This is a genomic window from Arthrobacter sp. MYb213 (assembly GCF_002979915.1).
GTDB lineage: Bacteria > Actinomycetota > Actinomycetes > Actinomycetales > Micrococcaceae > Glutamicibacter.
The window spans coordinates 85,787-108,108 of record NZ_PCQA01000003.1; the positions used below are offsets into that span (position 1 = coordinate 85,787).

Sequence of the window (22,322 nt, forward strand, 5' to 3'; positions counted from 1 at the left end):
GATATCCACAGTATTAACAGGTTATCCACACACCTTGTGGAGAACGTTCTTATTTACTTGTTCACAACTTTATCCACAGGTGGGGATAAGGTGAGTGGGGACTGTACAAACTATTCATTAACCCAAGTCAGTGTCGATTGCATGTTGTTGAATGACATGGTTGTAAGTTATTAACACTGTGGATTACGCGTGTGGACATCTTCTTTATGGTGACTCAGTCGACAGATATCGGAGATTCGTTTAAAAATTCGAACAACTAAATGGATCGACGCAGAGCCTCGGAATAGAGCTATCTACAGGGCCTGTTTAAAAGTTATCCACAATTGTGGGTAAAGCTGTGAGTATTCGATGCCGGAAGTGGCATATCCACGAAATCAAGGGCATCCGAGGGGTGTCCTGTCGCTACCCAGAAGAGAGTTACATGGTTGTAAGTTATTAACAGTGTGGATAATACTTGTGGATAACTAGACGCAGAAGAGTTCGAATTAACTTAGCGGCCACTTCACGGCCACAGCCGCAAGATATATCGCTACTGCCACAACTATCGTCAAGACACCCAACAAAGAGAATTGAATCTTCGTACGTTGTGGATTACGTGGCACCAACACAATGCAAGCGGCCGCCAGTGCGCCAGCGACAGCACCGCCGAGGTGTCCCTGCCAAGAAATACCCGAAACCACAAATCCGAGCACCACATTGAGTACTAGAACAATGGCCATCTGACGTAGGACTTGCTTGTTGGTGCGGAAAACTACGAAGAGGGATAAGAAGAGCCCTGCGAGAGCGCCCGAGGCACCCAGAGTAGCGCTCAGTGGGGGACTCAGCAGGAGAATACCCAAGGATCCACCCAAGGTGCTCAGAAGATAAAGCCAGCTAAAGCGTGCACGACCCAATCGCGGCTCGAGGAACACTCCACAGAGATAAATGCCGTACATATTCATCGCTAGATGAAAGATAGAGCCCGTGGAGTGCGCGAACGCACTGGTGATCAAACGCCATGGTTCCCAAGCAGCCAGGGCAGGGACCAACACCATATTCTGAGTGGCCACCGGGACCACCCATTGAAGAATGTAGGCGAGAACGTTCACCGCAATCAGTGAATAAGTAATTATCGGGACACCTTGGCGCGCCCGCGCACCAAATTCGGTCCGCTGAGCAGGGATTTTCTTATTCGCTTCATGGACGCATTCGACGCACTGCACTCCCACGGGAGCCGGCACCTGACATTGCGGGCATACCGGACGGCCACATCGATTGCAGGACACATATGAGACCGTTCCTGGGTGTCTATAGCAGCTTGGAGCCGACTGCCCCGCGGGAGTCACTTGACCGTAAGACATCTGTTTCTACCTTGATCTCATCGTGGTGGTTTAAAAAACTGCGGCTCCGGCGACTCCCCAAGGGAATCACCGGAGCCGCAGTTATTACTACTGAAAGTTACAGCGTCTCGATATCTACCGAGGTGATAACAACATCTTCCAATGGCTTGTCACGGCCATCGGTTGCAACGGCGTTCAAGGCGTCAACAACCTTGCGGGATTCTGCATCGGTTACGTCACCGAAGATGGTGTGCTTGCCCTGCAACCATGAGGTTGCGACGGTGGTGATGAAGAACTGCGAACCGTTGGTTCCACGACCCATGCGGATGCCGGCATTTGCCATGGCAAGCTTGTAAGGATCGTTGAAGTTCAGTTCTGGGTGGATCTCATCGTCGAACTGGTAGCCTGGGCCGCCAAAGCCCTGACCCAGTGGGTCGCCACCCTGAATCATGAAGTCAGAAATGATGCGGTGGAAGATGGTGCCGCTGTACAGCGGGGTGTTGGTCTTCTTGTCACCGGACTCTGGGTGTACCCATTCCTGCTCACCGGTCGACAAGCCAACGAAGTTCTTTACGGTCTTCGGGGCGTGGTTGCCGAAAAGATCGACGACGATGTCGCCCAAAGTAGTGTGAATCGTGGCTTTATGCGTTGCGTTTGCGGTCATGGCTTCATTCTCCCATGAGTAGGGCCAAGGCCGCCAAAGCTGAACTACGCGCTGAGTGAAACAATTACGTCATCACCGGTGTCAGACTCGCGGACACTGGTCTCACATCGGCTAACTGCCTAGTCTGGAGGTATCTGGTAACAAAAATTGATTCACAAGGGAGAAATCATGAGCAAGAAAAGTGCAGCAGGAAAATTTTTAGCATTCGGCGTGTTCGTAGGAATTGTGGCTCTCATCGTGGCCATGTGGAAAGCTTCCCGTCCGGTGGAAGACCCTTGGGAAAATGAACCAAAAATTTCCGAACCACAGCAGCCTGTCGAATCTCGCGAAGCTGATATTGCTGAGGTACGAACCTTGGTCGAGGAAAGCTAAGCCCTAAGTTTTGGTGCCGCTTGGCCTCGGACGACAAATACGAGTCCAAGCAAGATGATTCCCAAACCTATATATGTGCCCACCGGGACCACCTGCTCTAAGAGCAATGCGGCGAGCAACGCAGCACCGGGAATTTCAAGCAGGATCAAGGTCGAAACGGTCAATGGCCCCAGCACACTGAGTAGATGGTTCATCGCAGTGTGCCCGAATAGTTGCGCGCAGACGGTCAGCAGAATAATTCCAACCCAACCCCAGGCATCAAATCCCCACAGGGGCTGTCCTGTAGCTAGGCAAATAATTAGCAACAGTACCGCGGTAACGGCATAGCAGATCGAGGTATATCGAGAGGTGCTCATGGTGCGCCGGGCCGCAGATCCTGCGAACGTATAAATCGCGGCGAGTACCCCTCCGGCAAGGGCTAACAAGTCACCCATAAACGCCGTAAGTCCTTGGCCCAAATCAAAACCCGTAATGAGTACAACGCCAACGATAGCGGTGCTCATTCCGATTATCACGGGGGGCCGATATCTCACCCCGCGCAGCGCTTGAAACAATGCAATCCACACGCCTTGGATACAAACCAAGGCGGTAGCCGCCGCAACACTGGTCATTCGGACCGCAAACATGAAACAGACGAAGTGCAAGGCGAGCGCCCCACCGGCAACCAGAATGTAAAACCATTCTCGCCGAGTGAAGCGTAAGTACTGCCGCGGGTTTTCCTTAATCGCCGGGCCTGCGAGGAGCAAGGCCGCTGCGCCATTGCGCCAAAACGCCATGGACATCACCGGGACGCCGGGAAACGCCGCAATAATTGGTCCAGAAGCTGAAATGCCGAGTATTCCCAACGCGGCTAACAAGAACGTCACCGGCTAAGTTTACAAGCTCTACGTGACTTGCCTGAACTGGGCCTCTGAGCGCGTAAGCTCAAGTTATAGATATACATTCGTTTACTGGCATACATACTGGTCAAATTCAGTTTAAAAGAAGTATATGTATTAATTCTATGCCTCCTAAGGAATTAACATTGCCTTCCCGAGAATCCTTCGAGAACAAAACATCTGATCCCAGGTTCGGTTCATTCTTCGACGGACTTGTCGATTCCGTTGTGAGAAGTTAATGAACGCAGTATGCCTTGTTAAGCTCGGCGTTACCCGCGGCACGCATCATGAAGTTGTGAAGGTTGCCATCGTTGCTGAATCGTTCCTACCCCACGTAAATGGGGTTACAAATTCGGTCCTAAGGACCCTTGATCATCTTGAGCTGACCGGCCATAGCGCCGTGGTCATCACTCCCGCAGCCTCGCTGGCTGGTGAGCTCAAGGGCCACAGCGTACCCCGCTCATATAAGGGATTTCTGATCATTACCGTTCCCTCTGTGGCAATGGTTAATTACCCGGAGGTTCGCTTGGCTGCCGGAGGGGTTGGCCGTCTCAAAAGAATCTTGGCCAGAGAGGCACCCGACGTGGTGCACCTGGCTAGCCCATTCTTATTAGGCTGGCGTGCCCTACGTGCGGCTCAAGAACTGAACATACCGTCCGTTGCCATGTATCAAACCGAGGTTCCGACCTATGCCGCGCGCTATAAAATGCCGTGGCTTACCGAAAAGCTTTGGGATCACGTGAGAGCCATTCACACGACTGCAGACCTAACGTTGGTGCCAAGTACGTTTTCGCGCCGCCAGCTCGAATCTCTGGGCGTTACGCGCCTTGTTTTGAGCGGCAGGGGAGTGGACACCGTGCAATTCACCCCACAACGGCGTGACGCAAAGTTCCGCGAGGCTATTGCCCCCACCGGTGAACGCATTATTGGATATGTGGGCCGACTTGCTGCCGAAAAGCAGGTCGCTGACCTACGAGTCTTGAGCTCACTGCCGAATACAAGACTTGTGATCGTGGGTTCGGGCCCGCTGGAAGACGAATTGCGTAGCATTTTGCCCACCGCACACTTCACCGGCTTCCTTTCCGGAACCCGGTTGGCGGAAGTCATTGCCTCGTTTGATGTTTTTGTTCATCCAGGCGCCTCGGAAACGTTCTGCCAAACCATTCAGGAAGCCATGGCTTGCGCTGTGCCGGTCGTTGCAGTTGGCAGGGGAGGACCGCTAGATCTGGTGGATTCCTCGCGCACAGGCTGGCTGTATGCCCCGGGCGACCTCAACGAGCTTCGTGATCGAGTCAGTGACCTGATCTACGATGACGCCAAGCGTCTAGCCTTTGCCTCCGCGGCACATGCTCAGGTTCAAGACCGATCATGGTTTCGGATCGGCGAGGAACTACTGCAGAGCTACTGGACGGTGCGTTCTGAACGCGTCCGCAGTGGCCATCAGACTGGCGGTTGGCCCGGTCGGAAAATCTCTTCGTAGTCCGAGCGAGCCTTGCGGTCCACCGAGGCAACCTGATCAGGGACCATCTTTCCTAAGATTAGGTCTCGCATTCTCTGTGGCAACAGGCTTAAGAGGCGATGGAGGATACCGACGTACCCGGGTACAGTGACCTCAAATCGTGGGCGGGCAATGACTTGAGCGACAGCTCGTGCGATATCGCTAGATTGAAGCATCGCTGCTGATCCGGTACTTGTGCCAGCGGCCAGTGCCGTATCAACGACGGTAGGCATGATCACCGAAACATGGATACCGCTGCCGCGTAGCTCTGCACGTACGGCCTTCAGGTAGCCGAGCACGCCGTGTTTGCTCGCCGCATAGGTCGCCTCTCCGGGGGTCGGCAGCAGTGAGGCCGCCGAAGCGATGGTAACGAGGTGACCGGATCCGCGCGCACGCATGCCTGGGGTGGCCAGCTTGATGCCGTGGATGACTCCCAATAGGTTCACCTCGAGTTGACGCCTGGACGCCGACTCTGGCTCTTGCTCAAACTCTCCGACCCACATGACTCCGGCACTGTTGATCAGGATGTCGATTGGTCCGTACTGTCCTTGCACATCGGCTAGGAATGCGGTGAAGGATTGCGCATCGGTGACGTCTAGAAAGAAACCGGCTCCACCGAGCTCCTTGGCCGTTGCGCGCGCGGCTTCGACGTCATAGTCTCCGATGGCAATCCGCGCTCCTGCCTCGGCGAGAAGTTTCGCGGTCGCCCGGCCGATGCCGTTTGCGCCCCCGGTGATTGCGACAATGCGGTTATTTAGTTGAAACGAACTCATGGTGTTCGCTCCTATCTTCCGCACGCTTCGCGCCTGCCTTACGCTCGCGGGCTAAATCCCACAAGAAGTGATCAAAGTCGACTTCCATGGTGTGCCGCGGTGACTCATAGAATCGGGATTTGTTGCGCTCATGATCGGTCATCATCTGTTTACGGATCTGTGCCTCAGTGGGCGGGATATATCCGCCACTGAGCAGATCGGCAATCCACGCGGACTGCGCCTCGGCTAGCGGCATGACCGCGCCCACCGGCTGTAACAGCCCAATGAAGTAAAGTCCTGGCAGGTCCGGATGCACCGTACGTTTCCACAGCGCAAGCTCATTTTCTTCGGGGTTAATCAGCGTGGAATCAAGGAATGGGAAAGTGACCTTATAGCCGGTGGCCCAAACGATCAGATCCGCTCGTGTGCGCGTGCCATCGGTGAACTCAACGTGATCCGCATCGAAGCGGCGGATGCCGGGGCGCACCGTAATCTTCCCGGCGGCAATCTGCGTGCGGATTTGTTCGGATTGCACGGGGTGGGATTGGCCTGGGGCATGCGCCGGTTTCGGCAGCCCATACTTTTTCAGTCCACCTGAAGCCAGCGCCCCAAAACGCAGACGTAATCTCGTTGCCCACCAAGGCATCCATCCCGGAAACGCAATCTGATCAGTTGCCTTGCCAAACAAGAATTTACGCATCACCCACTGACCACGGCGAATCGACAGTGTGGCACTCTTGGCCCGGTCTGCCCCTGCAACGGCGATATCCATCGCCGAGTTACCTGCGCCGACAACAAGTAGGTCACGGCCCTCGAGCTGATCGCCGCTGCGGTAGTCATGGGCATGGATCTCCTCGCCGGTAAATGTTCCGGGGTAGGAGGGTTCTGGCCAGTGCGGGTCCCAATGGTGGCCATTTGCCACGAGTATCGCTTCGTAGATACGACTCTGGGCGCCTTCGGGCCCCTCAATGTCGACCTTCCAGCGTCCATCCTCAGTCCTAGTTACCGCAACTACGTTCGTGCGGAAAGTGATCGTATGCCGGAAACCAAAATGCGCCGCATACTGCTCGAAGTAGGCGTGGACCTGATCATGCCGGGCGTAGGCGGGATAGTCCGCTGGCATCGGAAAATCGGAGAATGCCATACGTGGACAGGAGGTATTGATCTCCAGGCTTTGATAGCAAGCAGACTGACCGTTGGGATTATCCAAGAGCCAGTTGCCACCGATCTCACTACCCTTTTCAAAGCAGTCGAAGGGAATACCTGCAAGGTAAAGGGCTTTGGCGGCCGCAAGGCCGGAAGAGCCGGCTCCAATCACGCACGTTTTGGGCAAAGATTCATCGCACGCGATGGGTGCCATGACCGCGGCGCTGCGGTGCACGGGTTTCACGAAGTAAGCCATGCGAAGAGTATTGCATTGAAACGATTGCCGAATGGAGAACTTAACTGACGAGGTTCCACTGTGGCGCGGTAGCGACCAAAGCGAACGCGATAAACAGCGTCGGCGTCAACTATTGAATGCTGCGCTTCAGGCTTATGCAACGACGGGCTACAGCGCTGCGACGGTGCAGGAAGTGCGCCGTCAGGCGCACGTCTCAACGAGGTCATTCTATGAACTCTATGCCGACAAATCTGAGCCACTCCAGGCGCTGCAGGGCTTCGACATTGATCCGTTGACATTCGTCAGACAGAGTGTGCAAAGGATGGTCATGGCAGCTCTGGAGCCGATTCTGTCTGATCAGCGCGAAGCACGTGTGCTCGAGGCGGAGTCGGTCGGAGCCTGTCAGCCTTTGGACCGTGAACGCCGCACCGCATACCGCGCAGTTGCCGCGGCGATTGACGCTATCTTCGGGTGCTCCAAGTCGCAGGCCGGATCGAGTTGGCGCACTGGGGATTGGTTAGCCTGATCCGAGCTTTCGGAAGTACAACAATTTATTGACGGCGTGACAGATGCGATTTTGCGGATTATGGGCGCAACAGCGTAAATAAAAAAGAGCGGCGATCTGACTCATTGAGTCGATCACCGCTCTTAGAACTGCTTCAAATGTGGAGCCTAGGAGATTCGAACTCCTGACATCCTGCTTGCAAAGCAGGCGCTCTACCAACTGAGCTAAGGCCCCGTATTCAATTGTGGAAGACTTTCACTTCCGATAATGAGCAACGCTCACCCTTTGGAAAAGAATAGGCGGAAAGCTGCTGCTTTCCGCCAATCTATTCTGTGGAGCCTAGGAGATTCGAACTCCTGACATCCTGCTTGCAAAGCAGGCGCTCTACCAACTGAGCTAAGGCCCCGAAAAGCGTTAGGAAACTTTATCGGTAACCTGTTGCCAGGTTTCCTTGATTTCCGTTGAACCCTTTACCTTCTTGATCATGACTACTGCAGCAGCCACAACAGTCCCGAGAATCAGGAGCTTTTTCATTCTACCCTCTTTCTCATTGGTAAGGATTCAGTGGGCGTACCTGGACTTGAACCAGGGACCTCTTCGTTATCAGCGAAGCGCTCTAACCGCCTGAGCTATACGCCCTTACCTTTTTTGTTCCCTTCGGAACGAAATAAAACTTTACCGGGGTTTGCAAGAAGATACAAATCGAGCCCGGGTGTCATGCATCACAGCATGAATCCCGGGCTCGACTAGCACGTTCTTAGTCGTCTGTGAGGGTCACTCCGACGCCACCGACGAGCGAAGCGGCAATGTTATACAACACCGCTCCGAGCATCGAGAGTACCGAAATTACCACGACGTTGACTACCGCAATGATTGTCGCGTACGAGGCAACCTGGCCCAGCGAGAGCACATCACGCAGGTCAAAAGTGCCTTCGGCACCAATCGCGTCACGCATCAGCTGGTTGAAGGAGTCAAAGGTGCCAGTCAGGTCCAACAGGGCCCAGATAGCTACCGAAGCCACCACGGTAATGACACCAAAGGCGACCGACAGCAAGAAGGCAAGCTTCAAGACTGAGAACGGCTCTACCTTCGACGCTAACAGTCGAGCTTTACGGACCTTAGCCTTAGGTGCCGGGCGAACCAGGCGATCCTGTGACTGTGGCGGCCGCTGTCCGGTGGGACGCGGTGCACCTGCACTAGGCCGGGCAGGCCCGCCGGTAGGACGTGGCTGTCCGGTTGGCGCCGGTCGGGCACCAGTTGGGCGGTTACCATTCGAGGTTGGCGCTGGGCGCTTTACCTGGGTAGGTCGCGGCGCTGCGCTCTTCGGGGCGCTGCCACTTGGGCGAGGCGTCGAGGGCGTGCTCATGCGTTACCTCCGTTATTGGTGTCATCGTTTTGGACGTCCGAAGCGATTTCCGGCGCAGCAGATGACTCATCTGTCATGTTTTCTGCGTCCAACGTTACGCCATCTTCCTCCGAATTCTCTTCGAGCTCGGTCTCCGAGTTCTTGGCCACCGCAATAATATGGTCCTTCTTATCCGGCTTTGCGAAGATGACACCCATGGTGTCACGGCCCTTGGAAGGAACCTGCGAGACGGCAGAACGAACAACCTTGCCCGAGGCCATCACCACGAGTACCTCGTCGGTTTCATCAACGATTAGCGCACCCACCAGTTCGCCACGTTCCTCGTTGAGCTTGGCAACCTTAATGCCCAAGCCACCACGGGATTGCACACGGTATTCATCAACCGTAGTGCGCTTCGCGTAACCCTCATTTGTCACGGTGAAAACGAACGCTTCGGGACGTACCGCCTCGGCGGCCAACAGTTCGTCACCCTCGCGGAACTTCATGCCGGTCACGCCACTGGTAGCGCGACCCATCGGACGCAAGGCGGTGTCGGTCGCGGTGAAGCGTACCGATTGCCCCTTGCGCGAGACCAGCATCACATCATCGGATTCACTGACCAGCTGCGCGGAGACCAGCTCGTCGTCTTCGCGCAGGTTGATCGCGATCACTCCGGCGGTGCGGTTGGTGTCATAGTCTTCCAAGCGCGTTTTCTTGACCAAACCATTGCGAGTAGCAAGCATTAGGTACTGCGCGTCCTGGTAGGTGCGCAGATCTAGCACCTGAGCGATGTGCTCATCTGGCTGGAAAGCCATCACGTTGGCTACGTGTTGTCCCTTGGCATCGCGTCCGGCCTCGGCCAATTCGTAGCACTTGGTGCGGTAGACGCGGCCGTGGTTGGTGAAGAACAGCAGGTAGTTGTGTGTGGAGGTGACGAAGAAGTGTTCCACCACATCGTCTCCGCGCAAGTTGGCTCCCTTGATACCCTTACCGCCGCGCTGCTGCGAACGGTAGTTATCAATACGGGTGCGCTTGACGTAGCCGCCACGGGTGATGGTGACGACCATTTCCTCTTCGGGAATGAGATCTTCGACGTTCATGTCGCCATCAAAGCCCATGAGGATATTGGTGCGACGGTCATCTCCATGCTTTTCCACGATCTCGGCGAGTTCTTCCGAGACGATGGTGCGCTGGCGCTGCGGGTCGGCGATGATCTCCTTAAACTCGGCAATCATCACCGCCAATTCCGCGTGACGATCCTGAATCTTCTGGCGTTCCAGGGCGGCAAGTCGACGTAGCTGCATATCGAGGATGGCGCGTGCCTGATCCTCGTCAATATCGAGCAGTTCCATCAACCCGTCGCGGGCCGCTTCGGTGGTCGAAGAACGGCGGATCAACGCGATGACCTCGTCCAAAGCATCCAAGGCCTTGAGCAGGCCGCGCAAGATGTGAGCCTCGGCTTCGGCCTTCTTCAGACGGAACTTGGTGCGGCGAACAATCACTTCGATCTGGTGGGTCACCCAGTGCCGGATGAAACCATCCAGTGGCAGGGTGCGCGGCACTCCATCAACGATCGCGAGCATATTCGCGGAGAAGTTGGACTGCAGTTCGGTGTGCTTGTAGAGGTTGTTCAGTACCACCTTGGCCACGGCGTCGCGCTTAAGCACGATCACCAGGCGCTGGCCGGTACGGCCCGAGGTCTCATCGCGCATGTCGGCGATACCGGCGACCTTGCCATCGCGGACCAGCTCGGCGATCTTCACCGCGAGGTTATCCGGGTTAGCCATATATGGCAGCTCGGTGACTACCAGGCAGGAGCGGCCCTGAATTTCTTCCACATTCACTACCGCGCGCATGGTGATTGAGCCACGGCCGGTGCGGTAGGCATCGGAGATGCCCTTGGTGCCAAGAATCATGGCACCGGAAGGGAAATCTGGGCCCTTGACGCGCTGCATTAACGCGGCAAGTAGTTCCTCGCGGGTAACTTCTGGGTTCTCTAGGTACCACTGCACACCCTCGGCGACTTCGCGCAGGTTATGTGGCGGAATGTTGGTAGCCATACCCACCGCGATACCCGAGGAACCATTGACCAACAGGTTCGGGAAACGCGCCGGCAACACCGTTGGTTCTTGGTTTTTGCCGTCGTAGTTGTCCTTAAAATCAACGGTATCCTCGTTGATGTCACGGACCATTTCCATGGCCAACGGGGCCATCTTGGTTTCCGTGTAACGCTGGGCGGCAGCGCCATCATTACCTGGGGAACCGAAGTTACCCTGGCCTAGCGCCAGCGGATAACGCATGACCCAGTCCTGAATCAGGCGGACCAGTGCATCATAAATCGCGGTGTCGCCGTGTGGGTGGTACTGACCCATCACTTCGCCGACGACGCGGGCACACTTATTGTAGGAGCGCTCCGGACGGTAGCCACCGTCGTACATCGCGTACAGCACGCGGCGGTGCACTGGCTTCAGTCCATCGCGCACGTCAGGTAGTGCACGGCCCACGATGACCGCCATGGCGTAGTCAAGGTAGGACCGCTGCATTTCGGTCTGTAGATCGATCTGGTCGATCTTGTCGTGTCCCTCAAGTGCGGGCACGATCTCCCCGTCCAACGGTTCGTTCCCCGGGGTTTGCTCGTCGCTCATTTCATCCCTTACAAGTCTAAAATTCGTTGCTGGTTATCGTTTCGCTGCAGTTGCGCGTTAGATATCCAGGAAGCGCACGTCCTTGGCGTTTTGCTGAATGAAGGTTCGGCGTGACTCAACGTCCTCGCCCATCAGCACGGAGAAGACCTCATCGGCGGCGGCCGCGTCATCCATGGCCACCTGGCGCAGGATGCGGTGAGCCGGATCCATGGTGGTGTCCCACAGTTCCGAGTAGTCCATCTCGCCCAGACCCTTGTAACGCTGAATGCCGTTTTCCTTAGGAATACGCTTGTTCGACGCGGCGCCCTTGACCAGCGCTTCGTCGCGTTCACGGTCTGTGAAGACGTACTCGTGGGCGGCGTTGGTCCACTTGATGCGGTACAGCGGCGGGCTTGCAAGGTACACATAGCCCTGCTCGATCAGTGGACGCATGAAGCGGAAGATCAGCGTGAGCAATAGCGTGGTGATGTGCTGGCCGTCCACGTCGGCGTCGGCCATCAACACGATCTTGTGATAGCGCAGCTTAGCCATGTCGAATTCTTCACCGATGCCGGTGCCGAAGGCGGTGATCATCGCCTGTACTTCGGCATTGCCCAGCGCACGGTCCAAACGCGCACGTTCCACGTTCAGGATCTTTCCGCGTAGCGGCAGGATCGCCTGCGTGTGTGGGTCGCGTCCGCGCTTGGCCGAGCCGCCTGCGGAGTCACCCTCGACGATGAAAACCTCACACTCGGCAGGGTTCTTCGAGGAGCAATCCGAAAGCTTACCCGGCATGCCGAAGGATTCCATCGGCGACTTACGGCGTGCGTTGTCACGCGCCTTGCGGGCCGCCAAACGGGCCTGCGAGGCAAGCATCGCCTTGCGAATAATGTCTTTAGCGACGTTCGGGTTGCGCTCGAACCAGTCGCCAAGTTCCTCGTTGACCACACCGTGCACGAAACCACGGGCCATCGAGTTACCCAGCTTGGTTTTAGTCTGCCCTTCAAACTGTGGTTCGGAGAGCTTGACCGAAAGAACTGCGGTCAGCCCCTCACGGACGTCATCACCGGAGAGGTTGTCATCCTTTTCGCGCAGGATCTTGTTATCGCGGGCGTAGCGGTTAAGCAAGCCGGTCAATGCGGCGCGGAACCCCTCTTCGTGGGTACCACCCTCGTGGGTGTTGATGGTGTTTGCGTAGGTGTGCACAGACTCCGAGTATGCATTGGTCCACTGCATAGCAACTTCAACGCTGATACCGCGAGTGGTGTCCTCGGCCTCGAAGGCAATGACCTCGTCATGTACCAATTCCACTTTTTTCGCGGAGTTCAGGTGCTTGACGTAATCGAGCAGTCCGTCCTTGTACAGGTAGTCGACCACGCGTGGTTTAACAACCTGATTTTCGCGCTCGTCTTCGACCTCAGCCTCAACCTCTTCAACCACACGCTCGTCGGTCAAACGGATGCGCAGGCCCTTGTTCAGGAAGGCCATCTGCTGGAAACGCGCACGCAGGGTTTCGAAATCAAATACTGTGGTTTCAAAGATTCCGGCGTCCGGGTAGAACGTCTGGGTGGTGCCGGTTTCTTCGGTTTCTTCGCCACGGGCTAATGGGGAGGTAGTCATGCCGCCATTGCCGAAGGAGATCCGCCAGGCGTAGCCCTTTTGGCGAACGATGGTGTCCACGCGGCTAGATAGCGCGTTAACTACCGAAATACCTACGCCGTGCAGACCGCCGGAGACCGCATAACCGCCGCCGCCGAACTTACCGCCGGCGTGCAGGATCGTCATGACGACCTCTACCGCTGGCTTGCCCTCTGTCGGGTGCATATCTGTGGGGATGCCACGGCCGTTGTCCTGAACTCGGACAGCGCCGTCATTCTGCAAGGTGATGTCGATAGTGTCGCAGTAGCCTGCGAGAGCCTCATCAACGGAGTTATCAACTACTTCATAGACCAGGTGGTGCAGGCCGCGCGGTCCGGTTGAACCGATATACATGCCCGGGCGTTTGCGTACCGCTTCGAGTCCTTCGAGGACGGTAATGTCCTGGGCGCCATAGGTGTGTTCGACTTTTGAAGTCATCGATTCCGCGGGTACTTGGCTTTCGGCCGGCTCCTGCGGTGAAGCATTTTCGGTAGACACTTGTGCTACGAACTCCTCGAATTTGGTGCGCGATTCCCTGCCGCCCCTGCGTGCGGGCCAACAAAAAAACCATGGTCTGGTGCAACGTACGTGGGGGATACCTACGCGACGCGCACTCACTGCCTCTAATTCTACCGCGTTTAGCGAAATATATAGGGATCCTGAGCATCAAATCGGCTGTAGTAGGCACAGAATCATCACTTAGAGCGGTTACTGGCGGAGCAGTAAGGGGGGATCCAGCCAGCGGCTCCGTTACAGCGCCATATGCCGTGCCAGCAATTTTATCCGTAGGTATCTCGAGGGCCTCGTCCGGCAACCGAACGCAGGCCGTGGCGCCAGGAGGGTGCATTAGGGCCCAACACCTTGATAACCGTGACGATTCCCGAACCTAACTCTGCATCAATTTTCTTCAAAATTTGATGGCTGAGTAGGCGTAATTGTGTAGCCCAGGAAGTTGAATCGCAGCGTACAACCACGACGGTGTCTTCAAAAGATTCGGGCTTGCAATGTGCGGCCACGTCTTCGCCGACCAATTCTGTCCAGCGGCCCAATACGGATCCGACCGCAACTTGAGTATTCCAGCCACGAGATTTGGACATTCTCGATACGATTTCACCGATAGCATGTGGGTCGCGTGCGGATCCTTCAACGGGTTTACCCTGCGGCGCAGCGAATCCGCGACGCGTTGCTTGACGCTTTTTGACGCGGTCCATGCGGGCAGCGTCAATTCTGGTTTCACCACGCTCTTCGGCAAGTTTGCGCATGCGATTGAGCAACGCCTTGGCCGAGTCGAGTTCTTCCTCAGACATCGCTGACCTGACCAGGGCTCACCATGAAAAAATGTCCTTTTAAGGCCTCGGGCACATCGGCAGCCACCGCCGCGGTCACCAATACTTGTTCTGCGCCGGCAACAATATGCGCCAATCGGTCCCGCCGAGTAGCGTCAAGTTCTGCAAAAACATCATCGAGGATCAAAATCGGTCCGGACCCAGTTCGCGGATCGTCATCACCAAAGACGCGGTAAGCAGCCAGGCGTAATGCGAGCGCAAAGGACCAGGTTTCTCCATGCGAGGCGTAGCCTTTTGCAGGAGTTGCCCCTAATGTCAGGGTCAAATCATCGCGATGTGGACCAAATAGTGAAATTCCGCGATCTAGTTCGCGTGCCCGGTTTGCCTCGATGGCGCTGAGCAGCAAATCGCGAATTTCGTCTTGGTTCAACCCCTCCAGATTTTTCACCGGCAAAGAATTTTCGTCAATCTCACCTTCAAGCGATGAGCGATAAACCGCATCGGCATGCTTCTTACCATCAGCAAGATCTGCGTAGGCCGCTTCCATATAGGGCCGCAGTAGGGCAAGTACCATCAATCGGCCACGAATGAGGCGGGCCCCGCAGGTGGCCAGTTGCATGTCCCATGCCTGCAAGGTGTTCTCTTGTGAAGGATTAAGTTTTGATTTGCCTCTGATCGATTTCAACAACGCATTTCGTTGCTTCACGATTCGCTCGTAGTCGTTTTTGGTGCCGGCTTCGATAGGTCTTAAGGAGATCAGCATTTCATCGAGGAAACGACGTCGATTAGATGGATCGCCCTTGATCAAGGACAGATCTTCGGGAGCGAAGAGTACCGTTCGCACGAGTCCAAGAATTTCTCGTGCGCGTACCGGATTAGCCCGGTTAATCCGCGCTCTATTGATTTTTCCGCTGGTAATTTCCACCTCGAGGGAGGTGGATTGAGCTCCACGGTGTAACGTGCCGCGGATCAGCGCACGTTCGGAACCGAAGTGAAGCAGCGGAGCATCGTTGCTGACTCGGTGCGAGGAGAGGTTCGCTAGATATCCGATGGCTTCAACGATGTTCGTTTTACCGACGCCGTTGGGTCCAACCAGTACGTTGATGCCCGGGGCTAGTTGTACGTCGGCCTGCACGTACGAGCGAAAGCTCGTGAGGGAAAGCTGCGAGATATACACCGAGAATCCTGAAAGCTACGAAGCGGTGGAATATTTAGTATTCCACCGCTAACTTGTTGCTAGTTCGAGTTTGGAAGTCGAACTGGCATAACGAGGTACCGGTATTGGTCCTGGTCGTCTTCATCAATTTTCTTCTGACCAGTGACCATTGCTGGCTTTGGAGCGCTGGTGAAGGAAAAACGAACAAAATCAGTATTGAACGAGCTCAATCCTTCACTGAGGAACGTTGGGTTGAATGCAACCGTAATGTCTTCTCCGCGCAATGAAGCAACAATTGATTCTTCGGCCTGAGCGTCCTCACCGGTGCCTGCGTCAAGGGTCAGTTGTCCATCGGTGAATGCCATACGTACTGGCGTGTTTCGTTCAGCAACAACAGAAACGCGACGTACCGCTTCGATTAGATCGCTAGAGCGGACAGTTGCGTGAATTGGAGTGTTATCCGGGAACAACGAACGAATCTTTGGGTAATCGCCATTGATAAGCAACGAGGTTGTCCGACGGTTAGCGCTTTCGAAACCGATCATTTCCCCGGTAGGGCTGATTGCAAGCTTCAGGTCGCCAGAACTGGAAAGTGTTTTAGCTACTTCGTTTAAGGTTTTGGCCTTGACCAAGAAGGACGTAGAAATTTCTGGCTGGTTTGGAGTCCAATTCAGTTCACGCATCGCCAAACGGTAGCGGTCCGTGGCAAGGAAAGTGATCAGGTCATTTTCAATTTCAACCTTGATACCAGTCAACACTGGCAGAGTGTCATCCTTCGATGCCGCAACAATGACCTGGGATACGGCTTCAGAGAAGGCCTGGCCGTTGATGGTGCCTGCAACTTCTGGAAGTGCTGGCAAGGAAGGGTATTCCTCAACTGGCATGGTCGCTAAGTGGAATCGTGAACGACCGCAGGAGACGGTGATCTTTGTTCCATCAGTTTCGAGGGTCACCGTTGAATTTGGCAATGAACGTGTAATTTCCGCAAGCAGCTTGCCAGAAATTAAGACCTTGCCTTGTTCTCCAATATCAGCAGGAATCTCGATGTGGGATGAAATTTCGTAATCAAATCCCTCAAGGCGAACGATGCCTTCATGGGTAGTGATCAAAATGCCAGCAAGTACTGGAGATGGTGGACGCTGCGCTAGAGACCTTGCGGTCCAAGAAACGGCATCTGCCAATACATCCTTTTCAACGCTGAACTTCACGAAAAATCCGCCTTTCGGAACCCATAAGTCTTAAGTGAGGCCAAGAAGGTTGTTTCCCGCCAAGTTCTTAAGCATAGAGCAGGTAGCTACACGATATCTCCACTTAATCTTGCCACGTCTTCTTCAGATAGCCCTCATGGAACTTTCCAAGTGTGTGTAACCACGAGCTGATGAACAAAAAGCAGTTCAAAACCAGCGTTGGGGGAGAGGTCTCGTTATTTGGATGAATAAGTGTTTAAAGGAAGTAGTGTTAATAACCCCTGTGGATACTGTGGATAAGCCCCTCGAGCCCATAGTTTGAACCAATTGTGCATGTGAACAAACTGTGACTGGCAGTGACACTGAGTTCCATGGTCCTGTTGATACTCAGTGTCACGCTTTTCTGAGTCCACACGCGAGGTGCTAGTTATGCTCAGGTTGTCTTCATGTAATCCACAGCCTTATCCACAGCTGTGATTTACCGGTTTAATGCTCGCGCTGACTCTGTTTAATCCGGTTTGTCAGTTCTGTCACTTGGTTGAAGATTGCGCGACGCTCGGCCATCAACTCACGGATCTTTCGATCCGCATGGATAACCGTGGTGTGGTCTCGCCCGCCAAGTTCTGCGCCGATCTTCGGCAATGACATATCCGTCAGCTCACGCAGCAGATACATCGCGATCTGACGTGCCGTCACCAGGGTTCGAGTGCGAGATTTACTGTTGAGCTCGTCAATAGACAGCCCAAAGTACTCAGCAGTTTGCTTGATGATGGTTGAAGGCGTGATTTCCTGAGCACCGTCAGCACTGATCAGATCCTTGAGCACGGTTTCTGCCAGGGCCAGATCAACGTGTTGGTTATTCAATGAGGCAAAAGCGGTCACTCGGATGAGTGCACCCTCAAGTTCACGGATATTCGTCGAGATTCTAGAGGCGATATATTCCATGACATCGCCTGGAGCTGAAAGATTCTCGGCGTCAGCTTTCTTGCGCAGGATCGCAATACGCGTTTCCAATTCAGGGGGCTGAATATCGGTGAGCAAACCCCACTCAAAGCGCGAACGCATGCGATCTTCAAATCCTTGCAGCTGTTTAGGCGGCAAGTCAGAGGTAATCACTACCTGCTTGTTGTGATTGTGCAATGCATTGAAGGTATGGAAGAACTCTTCCTGCGTTGCATCTTTATTGGCCAAGAATTGAATATCGTCGATGAGCAAAATATCGACATTACGGTAGGTCTGCTTGAAGCTGGCACCTTCGTCATCGCGGATTGAGTTGATGAAGTCATTGGTGAACTCTTCGGAGTTCACATAACGCACTCGGATCCCCTTGTAGAGATGACGCGCGTAGTGTCCAATGGCGTGAAGCAGGTGAGTTTTACCTAGCCCGGAATCGCCATAGATAAATAGCGGGTTGTAGGCTTTGGCCGGCGCTTCAGCGACGGCAACCGCGGCCGCGTGAGCGAATCGGTTCGATGACCCAATGACAAAAGTGTCAAAAATGTATTTTGGATTGAGCCGGCCAAACTCTTGGGAGTTTGATGGTGGCGTCGGTTGTGGTGCAGGCTGCGGTCGCGGTCCAGGGGTTTCTGGAACTGGAGCTGGGACCGGAGCTGGAGAGACCTTTTGTTCGGCTGGCTGTTCGACATCCTCAGCCAAGGACAGATCGACGCTGACGGCGCAGCGGATATCGTCTTGGAAGACCTCACGCAACGCCTGATCGAGAGGTTCGCGTAGCTGAGTTTGCAAAATATCGCGGGTGAGGTCGTTAGGTACGGCAACAAGCAGGGTACTACCAATGAGTCCCTGGGGTTTAGCAAGGGACACAAATGGACGATGACGGGCCTTGACTCGATCATCATCTTCGATCTTACGAATGACCTGACGCCAGGAGCTCCCAATACTATTGGTCTCGTCGCTGCTCACTAAGGGCGCCCCACTTCCATCATTTAATGCAATGTTGATCACACAAAGCCCTGTTTCGGGCCCCATTTTCGCCGTTTTGGCGATGTTATCTCCACTGATTCTAACCACTATCCACATGGTTATGCACAGTCAGGTGGAAAAAGTTAGCTGTTTGCCTGTGGAAAACGCCTTTCCCCTTGAAATATACCGTTTTTATGGGCGTTGTGACATGGATTTTCATCCCAGATTGTGAGTTGTCTTTCGTTAAACGATGAAGTAATCCACAACTTTGGGGTAGATTATTCACAGGTAGGGCTCTGATATGCACAGGGGTCCTTGAAAATCGCGCCAATTTGACCTATGGCGGAATTTTTCCTATCGTTATTTAGTCCTATGTGTGCGTTTTGTGACCTGCTCAGTTTTTAGAAGAGCCCGCAAAATTACACATTTTTTAAAGAACGAGCGTCAGCCTGTTGTTATCCAGCTAGCTAGTAGCGGGTCCGGCGCATCACTTAAATTTCTTGGAGTGTCACCGTGAGCAAGCGGACTTTTCAGCCTAATAACCGTCGTCGTGCCAAGAAGCACGGTTTCCGTCTTCGTATGCGTACCCGTGCAGGTCGCGCAATCTTGTCCGCACGTCGCGGCAAGAGCCGTACCGAGCTTTCCGCATAAATTTGCGAAACAGCTTTTGGCTGCGTAGTTCTGGCGGAATCTACTAGATCTGGCTAGAACAAAAATGTTGCCAAAGAATCAGCGATTGCGCTTAGCGCAAGACCTTACAGTCACTGTACGTTCCGGCGCCCGAAGCGGACGCCGGAACGTCGTGCTATATGCACGTCCTCGTCCCGAAGGGGCCGCGGGGGACCGGTTTGGATTTATTGTTTCCAAGGCAGTGGGAATTGCAGTTAAACGAAATCTGACTAAACGCCGTATGCGCGAAGTTGCCCACGAGCTCAGGCGCGTGGATGGGAACCTGGACATCGTTGTTCGTGCTTTACCCGGAGCTGCAGAGCTCACTTGGGACGAACTACGGACCCAGGTTACTGCCGCCTTTGCATCCGTACAACGTAAAGCAGAAGTTCGCTGATGCGTAAGGACTTAACTCCGCGTACTGGGGTGCTGTGGTTCATCATTGATATTCCACGCAACCTGCTAATTGGATTTCTTAAGACCTACCGCAAAATCATCTCGCCAATTTACGGCGATGTATGCCGATACTTTCCTAGCTGTTCTGCCTATGGGCTCGAAGCGGTGACTCAACACGGCGCTATCAAAGGCATCGTCTTGACCGCTTGGCGGGTTCTGAGGTGCAATCCATTTTCCCACGGCGGTGTAGACCAAGTGCCTGAAGGACCAAGGATTTGGCCTGAAGGTAAACTGCCGAGGATCATAGTTCTGAATCATCCTGTGATTCCCGACGATGAAGACGCCGCGGATAGCGGCCACAAGGAGCTTGACCGCTAATGAACTTTCTAGACACGATATTGACTCCGTTCACGTATGCCGTGTCGTGGGTCCTGTGGGCCTTCCACGAACTGTTCACAATTCTTGGTATGGATGAAGGCTCGGGTGTGACCTGGACCTTGTCCATCATCTTCCTTGTGCTGCTTATTCGTACCTTGTTGATCCCGGTCTTCGTCAAGCAGATCAAGAGTCAGCGAGCGATGCAGGCGCTACAGCCTGACCTTCGTAAGCTCCAGGCAAAGTACAAGGGCAAGACCGACCAAATGTCGCGTCAGGCCATGGTGCAAGAGCAGCAGGCGCTGTTCAAAAAGCACAAGACCAACCCACTTTCCTCGTGCTTGCCACTACTCGTGCAGATGCCGTTCTTCTTTGCACTGTTCCGCGTGCTCAACGAAGCATCCCGTGCCAGCGATGACGGCCGTTCAATCGGCGCCTTGTCCGCTGACCACATCCGCAGCTTCGACCAGTCCTCAATTCTCGGAGCACCACTGTCCGAGACGTTCTTGGGCACCATTAACTCCGGCGCTATCAACTGGGCCGTAATCGTTGTTGCTGTCATCATGATCCTTGCAATGACCGCCTCGCAGTTCTTCACCCAGCGTCAGCTGATGACGAAGAACATGAGCGCAGAAGCTCTTCAGGGCCCATTCATGCAGCAGCAGAAGATGATGCTCTACATCCTGCCTTTGGTCTTCGGTATCGGTGGCATCAACTTCCCAATCGGTGTTCTGATCTACTGGACCGCATCGAACTTGTGGACCCTGGGACAGCAGTTCTGGGTTATTCGTAACAACCCAACCCCGGGCTCCCAGGCAGAACGTGAACTAAACGCTCGCCGTGCGGAGAAGGGGCTGCCTCCTGTGGGGCAGAAGAAGGTCGACGAGTCCGAGACCCCAGCCATTGAAGAGCCTAAAGGCCAGCGCGAGCAGCCTAAGCGCAAGAACCGCAAGAAGAGGTAGTCATGACTGCAACTGAAAATCCTGAAGCAACAGAGCTCGAGGATCAGCATAAGCAAGCAGACGAGGTAATTGACGAAGGCGATGTTGCCGCGGATTACCTCGAAGAGCTGCTCGATATTGCCGATCTTGACGGTGACATTGACATTGAAATTCGTGGTGGACGTACCTACATTTCAATCGTTGCCGAAGAAGCAGCCACTGACCTGAACAGCCTGGTAGGCAAGGACGGTGAAGTCCTTGACGCACTTCAGGAACTTACCCGCCTGGCCGTGCTGACCGCTACAGGTGAGCGCTCACGGCTTGTCTTGGACATCGCTGGCTACCGCGCTAACCGTGCTGAGGAACTGCAGGAGATTGCCGTACAGGCCATCGAGCAAGCTCGTAAAAGTGGAGAAGCAGTACATCTTGAACCGATGAGCGCATACGAGCGCAAGCTTGTTCATGACGTGATTGCCGATGCTGGGTTGCACTCGGAATCCGAGGGCGAGTCCGCTCGTCGCCACATCGTCGTCTCGACGCTAGCTAACTAAGTACATCGCTATTCGCGGTTTCGAACGTTCTAAGGACCAATGCAATGACTGAGGACCTCAGCCTGACAGCTGCGGAGACCGTAGCCGCCGAGAAGATTTTCGGCGACCGACTGGATCTTGCCAAGCGTTATGTAACGCACCTAGCGACCTCCGGAATTGAACGTGGCTTACTTGGCCCACGTGAAGTTCCACGCCTTTGGTCACGCCACGTATTGAACTGCGCGGTCATCGAATCGCTTATGGAGCAGGACGCTGAAGTGGCCGACGTAGGCAGCGGAGCCGGCCTTCCAGGGCTTTGCCTTGCCATCGCACGTCCAGACTTGAAGCTAACGCTGATTGAGCCACTAGAGCGTCGCTGCATCTGGCTGACAGAGGTCATTGATGATCTTGGGCTAGATAACGTTACCGTGATGCGTGGGCGCGCGGAGCAGATGGTCGAGACGATCAACGCTCGATACGTTACTGCTCGTGCTGTATCTGCCCTGAGCAACTTGGCAGGCTTGACCATTCCGCTACTGCATGGCAAGGGTGACTTGATCGCGATCAAGGGCCGTTCGGCTGCAGAAGAAATCGACAAGGCCCAAAAAGTTATTCGTAAGCTTGGTGGCACCAAAACCGAGGTCTTGACTGTGGGTGAAGACATTCTTGAAGAAGTCACCACGGTGGTTCGAATCAAGGTTGGCTAAGGCTTAGGCGTTAGTCTTTAGGTAGCTTTCGATGCGGCATAATGCAAAATTCTGAAGTCTGTTGACATCTAAATTGAACACACGCTAAGACGTTTGTTTTCGAATGTTTCACGTGAAACACGAGCAAAGTATTCGTGAAAATTGCACGCATCAAATTACGAGGAGGAGTTTCACCT

General features: G+C 54.5%; 22 protein-coding genes and 3 tRNA genes. 9 read left to right on the forward strand and 16 right to left on the reverse strand.

Annotated features, from left to right (window positions below):
* Window positions 1-485 precede the first annotated feature (485 nt).
* Together CQ011_RS07970 and CQ011_RS07975 are read right to left on the reverse strand one after the other, a co-directional pair.
* The gene (locus CQ011_RS07970; protein WP_286161130.1) at window positions 486-1,208 is read right to left on the reverse strand and encodes a rhomboid family intramembrane serine protease; all 723 of its coding nucleotides are present in this window, start codon (window positions 1,206-1,208) and stop codon (window positions 486-488) included.
* Window positions 1,209-1,437: 229 nt separating this feature from the next.
* A complete protein-coding gene (locus tag CQ011_RS07975) occupies window positions 1,438-1,983 on the reverse strand; it encodes a peptidylprolyl isomerase (RefSeq protein ID WP_096257201.1) in 546 nt (181 codons plus the stop codon).
* A 168-nt stretch (window positions 1,984-2,151) separates the two neighbouring features.
* Here CQ011_RS07975 and CQ011_RS07980 point away from each other — a divergent pair, with 168 nt between their 5' ends.
* Window positions 2,152-2,355: a hypothetical protein gene (locus CQ011_RS07980; protein WP_096257199.1), complete on the forward strand. Its 204-nt coding sequence runs from the start codon at window positions 2,152-2,154 to the stop codon at window positions 2,353-2,355.
* On the opposite strand, the gene CQ011_RS07985 is transcribed toward CQ011_RS07980, so the two are convergent.
* On the reverse strand, window positions 2,352-3,221 hold the full coding sequence (locus tag CQ011_RS07985; protein WP_105676381.1) for a DMT family transporter: 870 nt from the start codon (window positions 3,219-3,221) through the stop codon (window positions 2,352-2,354). The two genes, CQ011_RS07980 and CQ011_RS07985, sit on opposite strands and share 4 nt — an antisense overlap.
* Window positions 3,222-3,471: 250 nt before the next feature.
* Between CQ011_RS07985 and CQ011_RS07990 the strand changes: the two genes are divergently transcribed.
* Window positions 3,472-4,713 carry a glycosyltransferase family 4 protein gene (locus tag CQ011_RS07990; protein WP_286161131.1) on the forward strand — a complete coding sequence of 414 codons (1,242 nt, stop codon included), beginning with the start codon at window positions 3,472-3,474 and terminating at the stop codon, window positions 4,711-4,713.
* Here CQ011_RS07990 and CQ011_RS07995 read toward each other — a convergent pair.
* On the reverse strand, window positions 4,674-5,504 hold the full coding sequence (locus tag CQ011_RS07995) for an SDR family oxidoreductase (protein WP_105676387.1): 831 nt from the start codon (window positions 5,502-5,504) through the stop codon (window positions 4,674-4,676). The genes CQ011_RS07990 and CQ011_RS07995 overlap by 40 nt on opposite strands.
* Window positions 5,482-6,885, reverse strand: coding sequence for a flavin-containing monooxygenase (locus CQ011_RS08000; RefSeq protein WP_105676392.1), 1,404 nt, complete (start codon window positions 6,883-6,885; stop codon window positions 5,482-5,484). The genes CQ011_RS07995 and CQ011_RS08000 overlap by 23 nt, the downstream gene beginning before the upstream one ends.
* 31 nt (window positions 6,886-6,916) lie before the next feature.
* On the opposite strand from CQ011_RS08000, the gene CQ011_RS08005 reads away from it, so the two are divergent.
* Window positions 6,917-7,390: a TetR/AcrR family transcriptional regulator gene (locus tag CQ011_RS08005; protein WP_105676397.1), complete on the forward strand. Its 474-nt coding sequence runs from the start codon at window positions 6,917-6,919 to the stop codon at window positions 7,388-7,390.
* A 140-nt stretch (window positions 7,391-7,530) separates the two neighbouring features.
* On the opposite strand, the gene CQ011_RS08010 is transcribed toward CQ011_RS08005, so the two are convergent.
* The 11 genes from CQ011_RS08010 to dnaA all read right to left on the reverse strand — a co-directional run bounded on the left by CQ011_RS08010 (window position 7,531) and on the right by dnaA (window position 18,528).
* A tRNA-Ala gene (locus CQ011_RS08010) sits at window positions 7,531-7,603 on the reverse strand.
* Window positions 7,604-7,702: 99 nt separating this feature from the next.
* Window positions 7,703-7,775, reverse strand: a tRNA-Ala gene (locus CQ011_RS08015).
* A gap of 8 nt (window positions 7,776-7,783) precedes the next feature.
* Window positions 7,784-7,903 carry a DLW-39 family protein gene (locus CQ011_RS17970; protein WP_219844195.1) on the reverse strand — a complete coding sequence of 40 codons (120 nt, stop codon included), beginning with the start codon at window positions 7,901-7,903 and terminating at the stop codon, window positions 7,784-7,786.
* Between the two features lie 31 nt (window positions 7,904-7,934).
* Window positions 7,935-8,008 (reverse strand) — tRNA-Ile (locus CQ011_RS08020).
* Window positions 8,009-8,126: 118 nt separating this feature from the next.
* On the reverse strand, window positions 8,127-8,735 hold the full coding sequence (locus CQ011_RS08025; protein WP_105676401.1) for a DUF3566 domain-containing protein: 609 nt from the start codon (window positions 8,733-8,735) through the stop codon (window positions 8,127-8,129).
* Entirely contained in the window at window positions 8,732-11,359 is a 2,628-nt protein-coding gene (gene gyrA, locus CQ011_RS08030; RefSeq protein WP_105676405.1) for a DNA gyrase subunit A, read from the reverse strand. Before gyrA ends, CQ011_RS08025 begins: the two co-directional genes overlap by 4 nt.
* A 57-nt stretch (window positions 11,360-11,416) precedes the next feature.
* Window positions 11,417-13,414: a DNA topoisomerase (ATP-hydrolyzing) subunit B gene (gene gyrB / locus CQ011_RS08035; protein ID WP_105677603.1), complete on the reverse strand. Its 1,998-nt coding sequence runs from the start codon at window positions 13,412-13,414 to the stop codon at window positions 11,417-11,419.
* A gap of 341 nt (window positions 13,415-13,755) precedes the next feature.
* Entirely contained in the window at window positions 13,756-14,283 is a 528-nt protein-coding gene (locus tag CQ011_RS08040) for a DciA family protein (protein ID WP_105676409.1), read from the reverse strand.
* Window positions 14,276-15,439 carry a DNA replication/repair protein RecF gene (gene recF / locus CQ011_RS08045; protein ID WP_105676413.1) on the reverse strand — a complete coding sequence of 388 codons (1,164 nt, stop codon included), beginning with the start codon at window positions 15,437-15,439 and terminating at the stop codon, window positions 14,276-14,278. The genes CQ011_RS08040 and recF overlap by 8 nt, the downstream gene beginning before the upstream one ends.
* A 59-nt stretch (window positions 15,440-15,498) precedes the next feature.
* Window positions 15,499-16,626, reverse strand: a complete 1,128-nt coding sequence (gene dnaN, locus CQ011_RS08050; protein WP_105676418.1) for a DNA polymerase III subunit beta — start codon at window positions 16,624-16,626, stop codon at window positions 15,499-15,501.
* Window positions 16,627-17,091: 465 nt separating this feature from the next.
* The gene (dnaA, locus tag CQ011_RS08055; RefSeq protein WP_105676422.1) at window positions 17,092-18,528 is read right to left on the reverse strand and encodes a chromosomal replication initiator protein DnaA; all 1,437 of its coding nucleotides are present in this window, start codon (window positions 18,526-18,528) and stop codon (window positions 17,092-17,094) included.
* A gap of 513 nt (window positions 18,529-19,041) precedes the next feature.
* Between dnaA and rpmH the strand changes: the two genes are divergently transcribed.
* From rpmH to rsmG, 6 genes are all read left to right on the forward strand, one after another.
* Window positions 19,042-19,179 (forward strand): 50S ribosomal protein L34, encoded by a 138-nt coding sequence (rpmH, locus tag CQ011_RS08060; RefSeq protein ID WP_096257183.1) that lies wholly within the window; start codon window positions 19,042-19,044, stop codon window positions 19,177-19,179.
* A 64-nt stretch (window positions 19,180-19,243) separates the two neighbouring features.
* Window positions 19,244-19,594, forward strand: a complete 351-nt coding sequence (gene rnpA / locus CQ011_RS08065) for a ribonuclease P protein component (protein ID WP_105676428.1) — start codon at window positions 19,244-19,246, stop codon at window positions 19,592-19,594.
* Window positions 19,594-19,971, forward strand: coding sequence for a membrane protein insertion efficiency factor YidD (gene yidD, locus CQ011_RS08070; RefSeq protein ID WP_105676430.1), 378 nt, complete (start codon window positions 19,594-19,596; stop codon window positions 19,969-19,971). The genes rnpA and yidD overlap by 1 nt, the downstream gene beginning before the upstream one ends.
* Window positions 19,971-20,930, forward strand: a complete 960-nt coding sequence (yidC, locus tag CQ011_RS08075) for a membrane protein insertase YidC (RefSeq protein WP_105676432.1) — start codon at window positions 19,971-19,973, stop codon at window positions 20,928-20,930. Before yidD ends, yidC begins: the two co-directional genes overlap by 1 nt.
* A gap of 2 nt (window positions 20,931-20,932) precedes the next feature.
* Entirely contained in the window at window positions 20,933-21,460 is a 528-nt protein-coding gene (locus CQ011_RS08080) for a Jag family protein (protein WP_105676434.1), read from the forward strand.
* Between the two features lie 44 nt (window positions 21,461-21,504).
* Window positions 21,505-22,146: a 16S rRNA (guanine(527)-N(7))-methyltransferase RsmG gene (gene rsmG, locus CQ011_RS08085; protein WP_105676436.1), complete on the forward strand. Its 642-nt coding sequence runs from the start codon at window positions 21,505-21,507 to the stop codon at window positions 22,144-22,146.
* Window positions 22,147-22,322 lie beyond the last annotated feature (176 nt).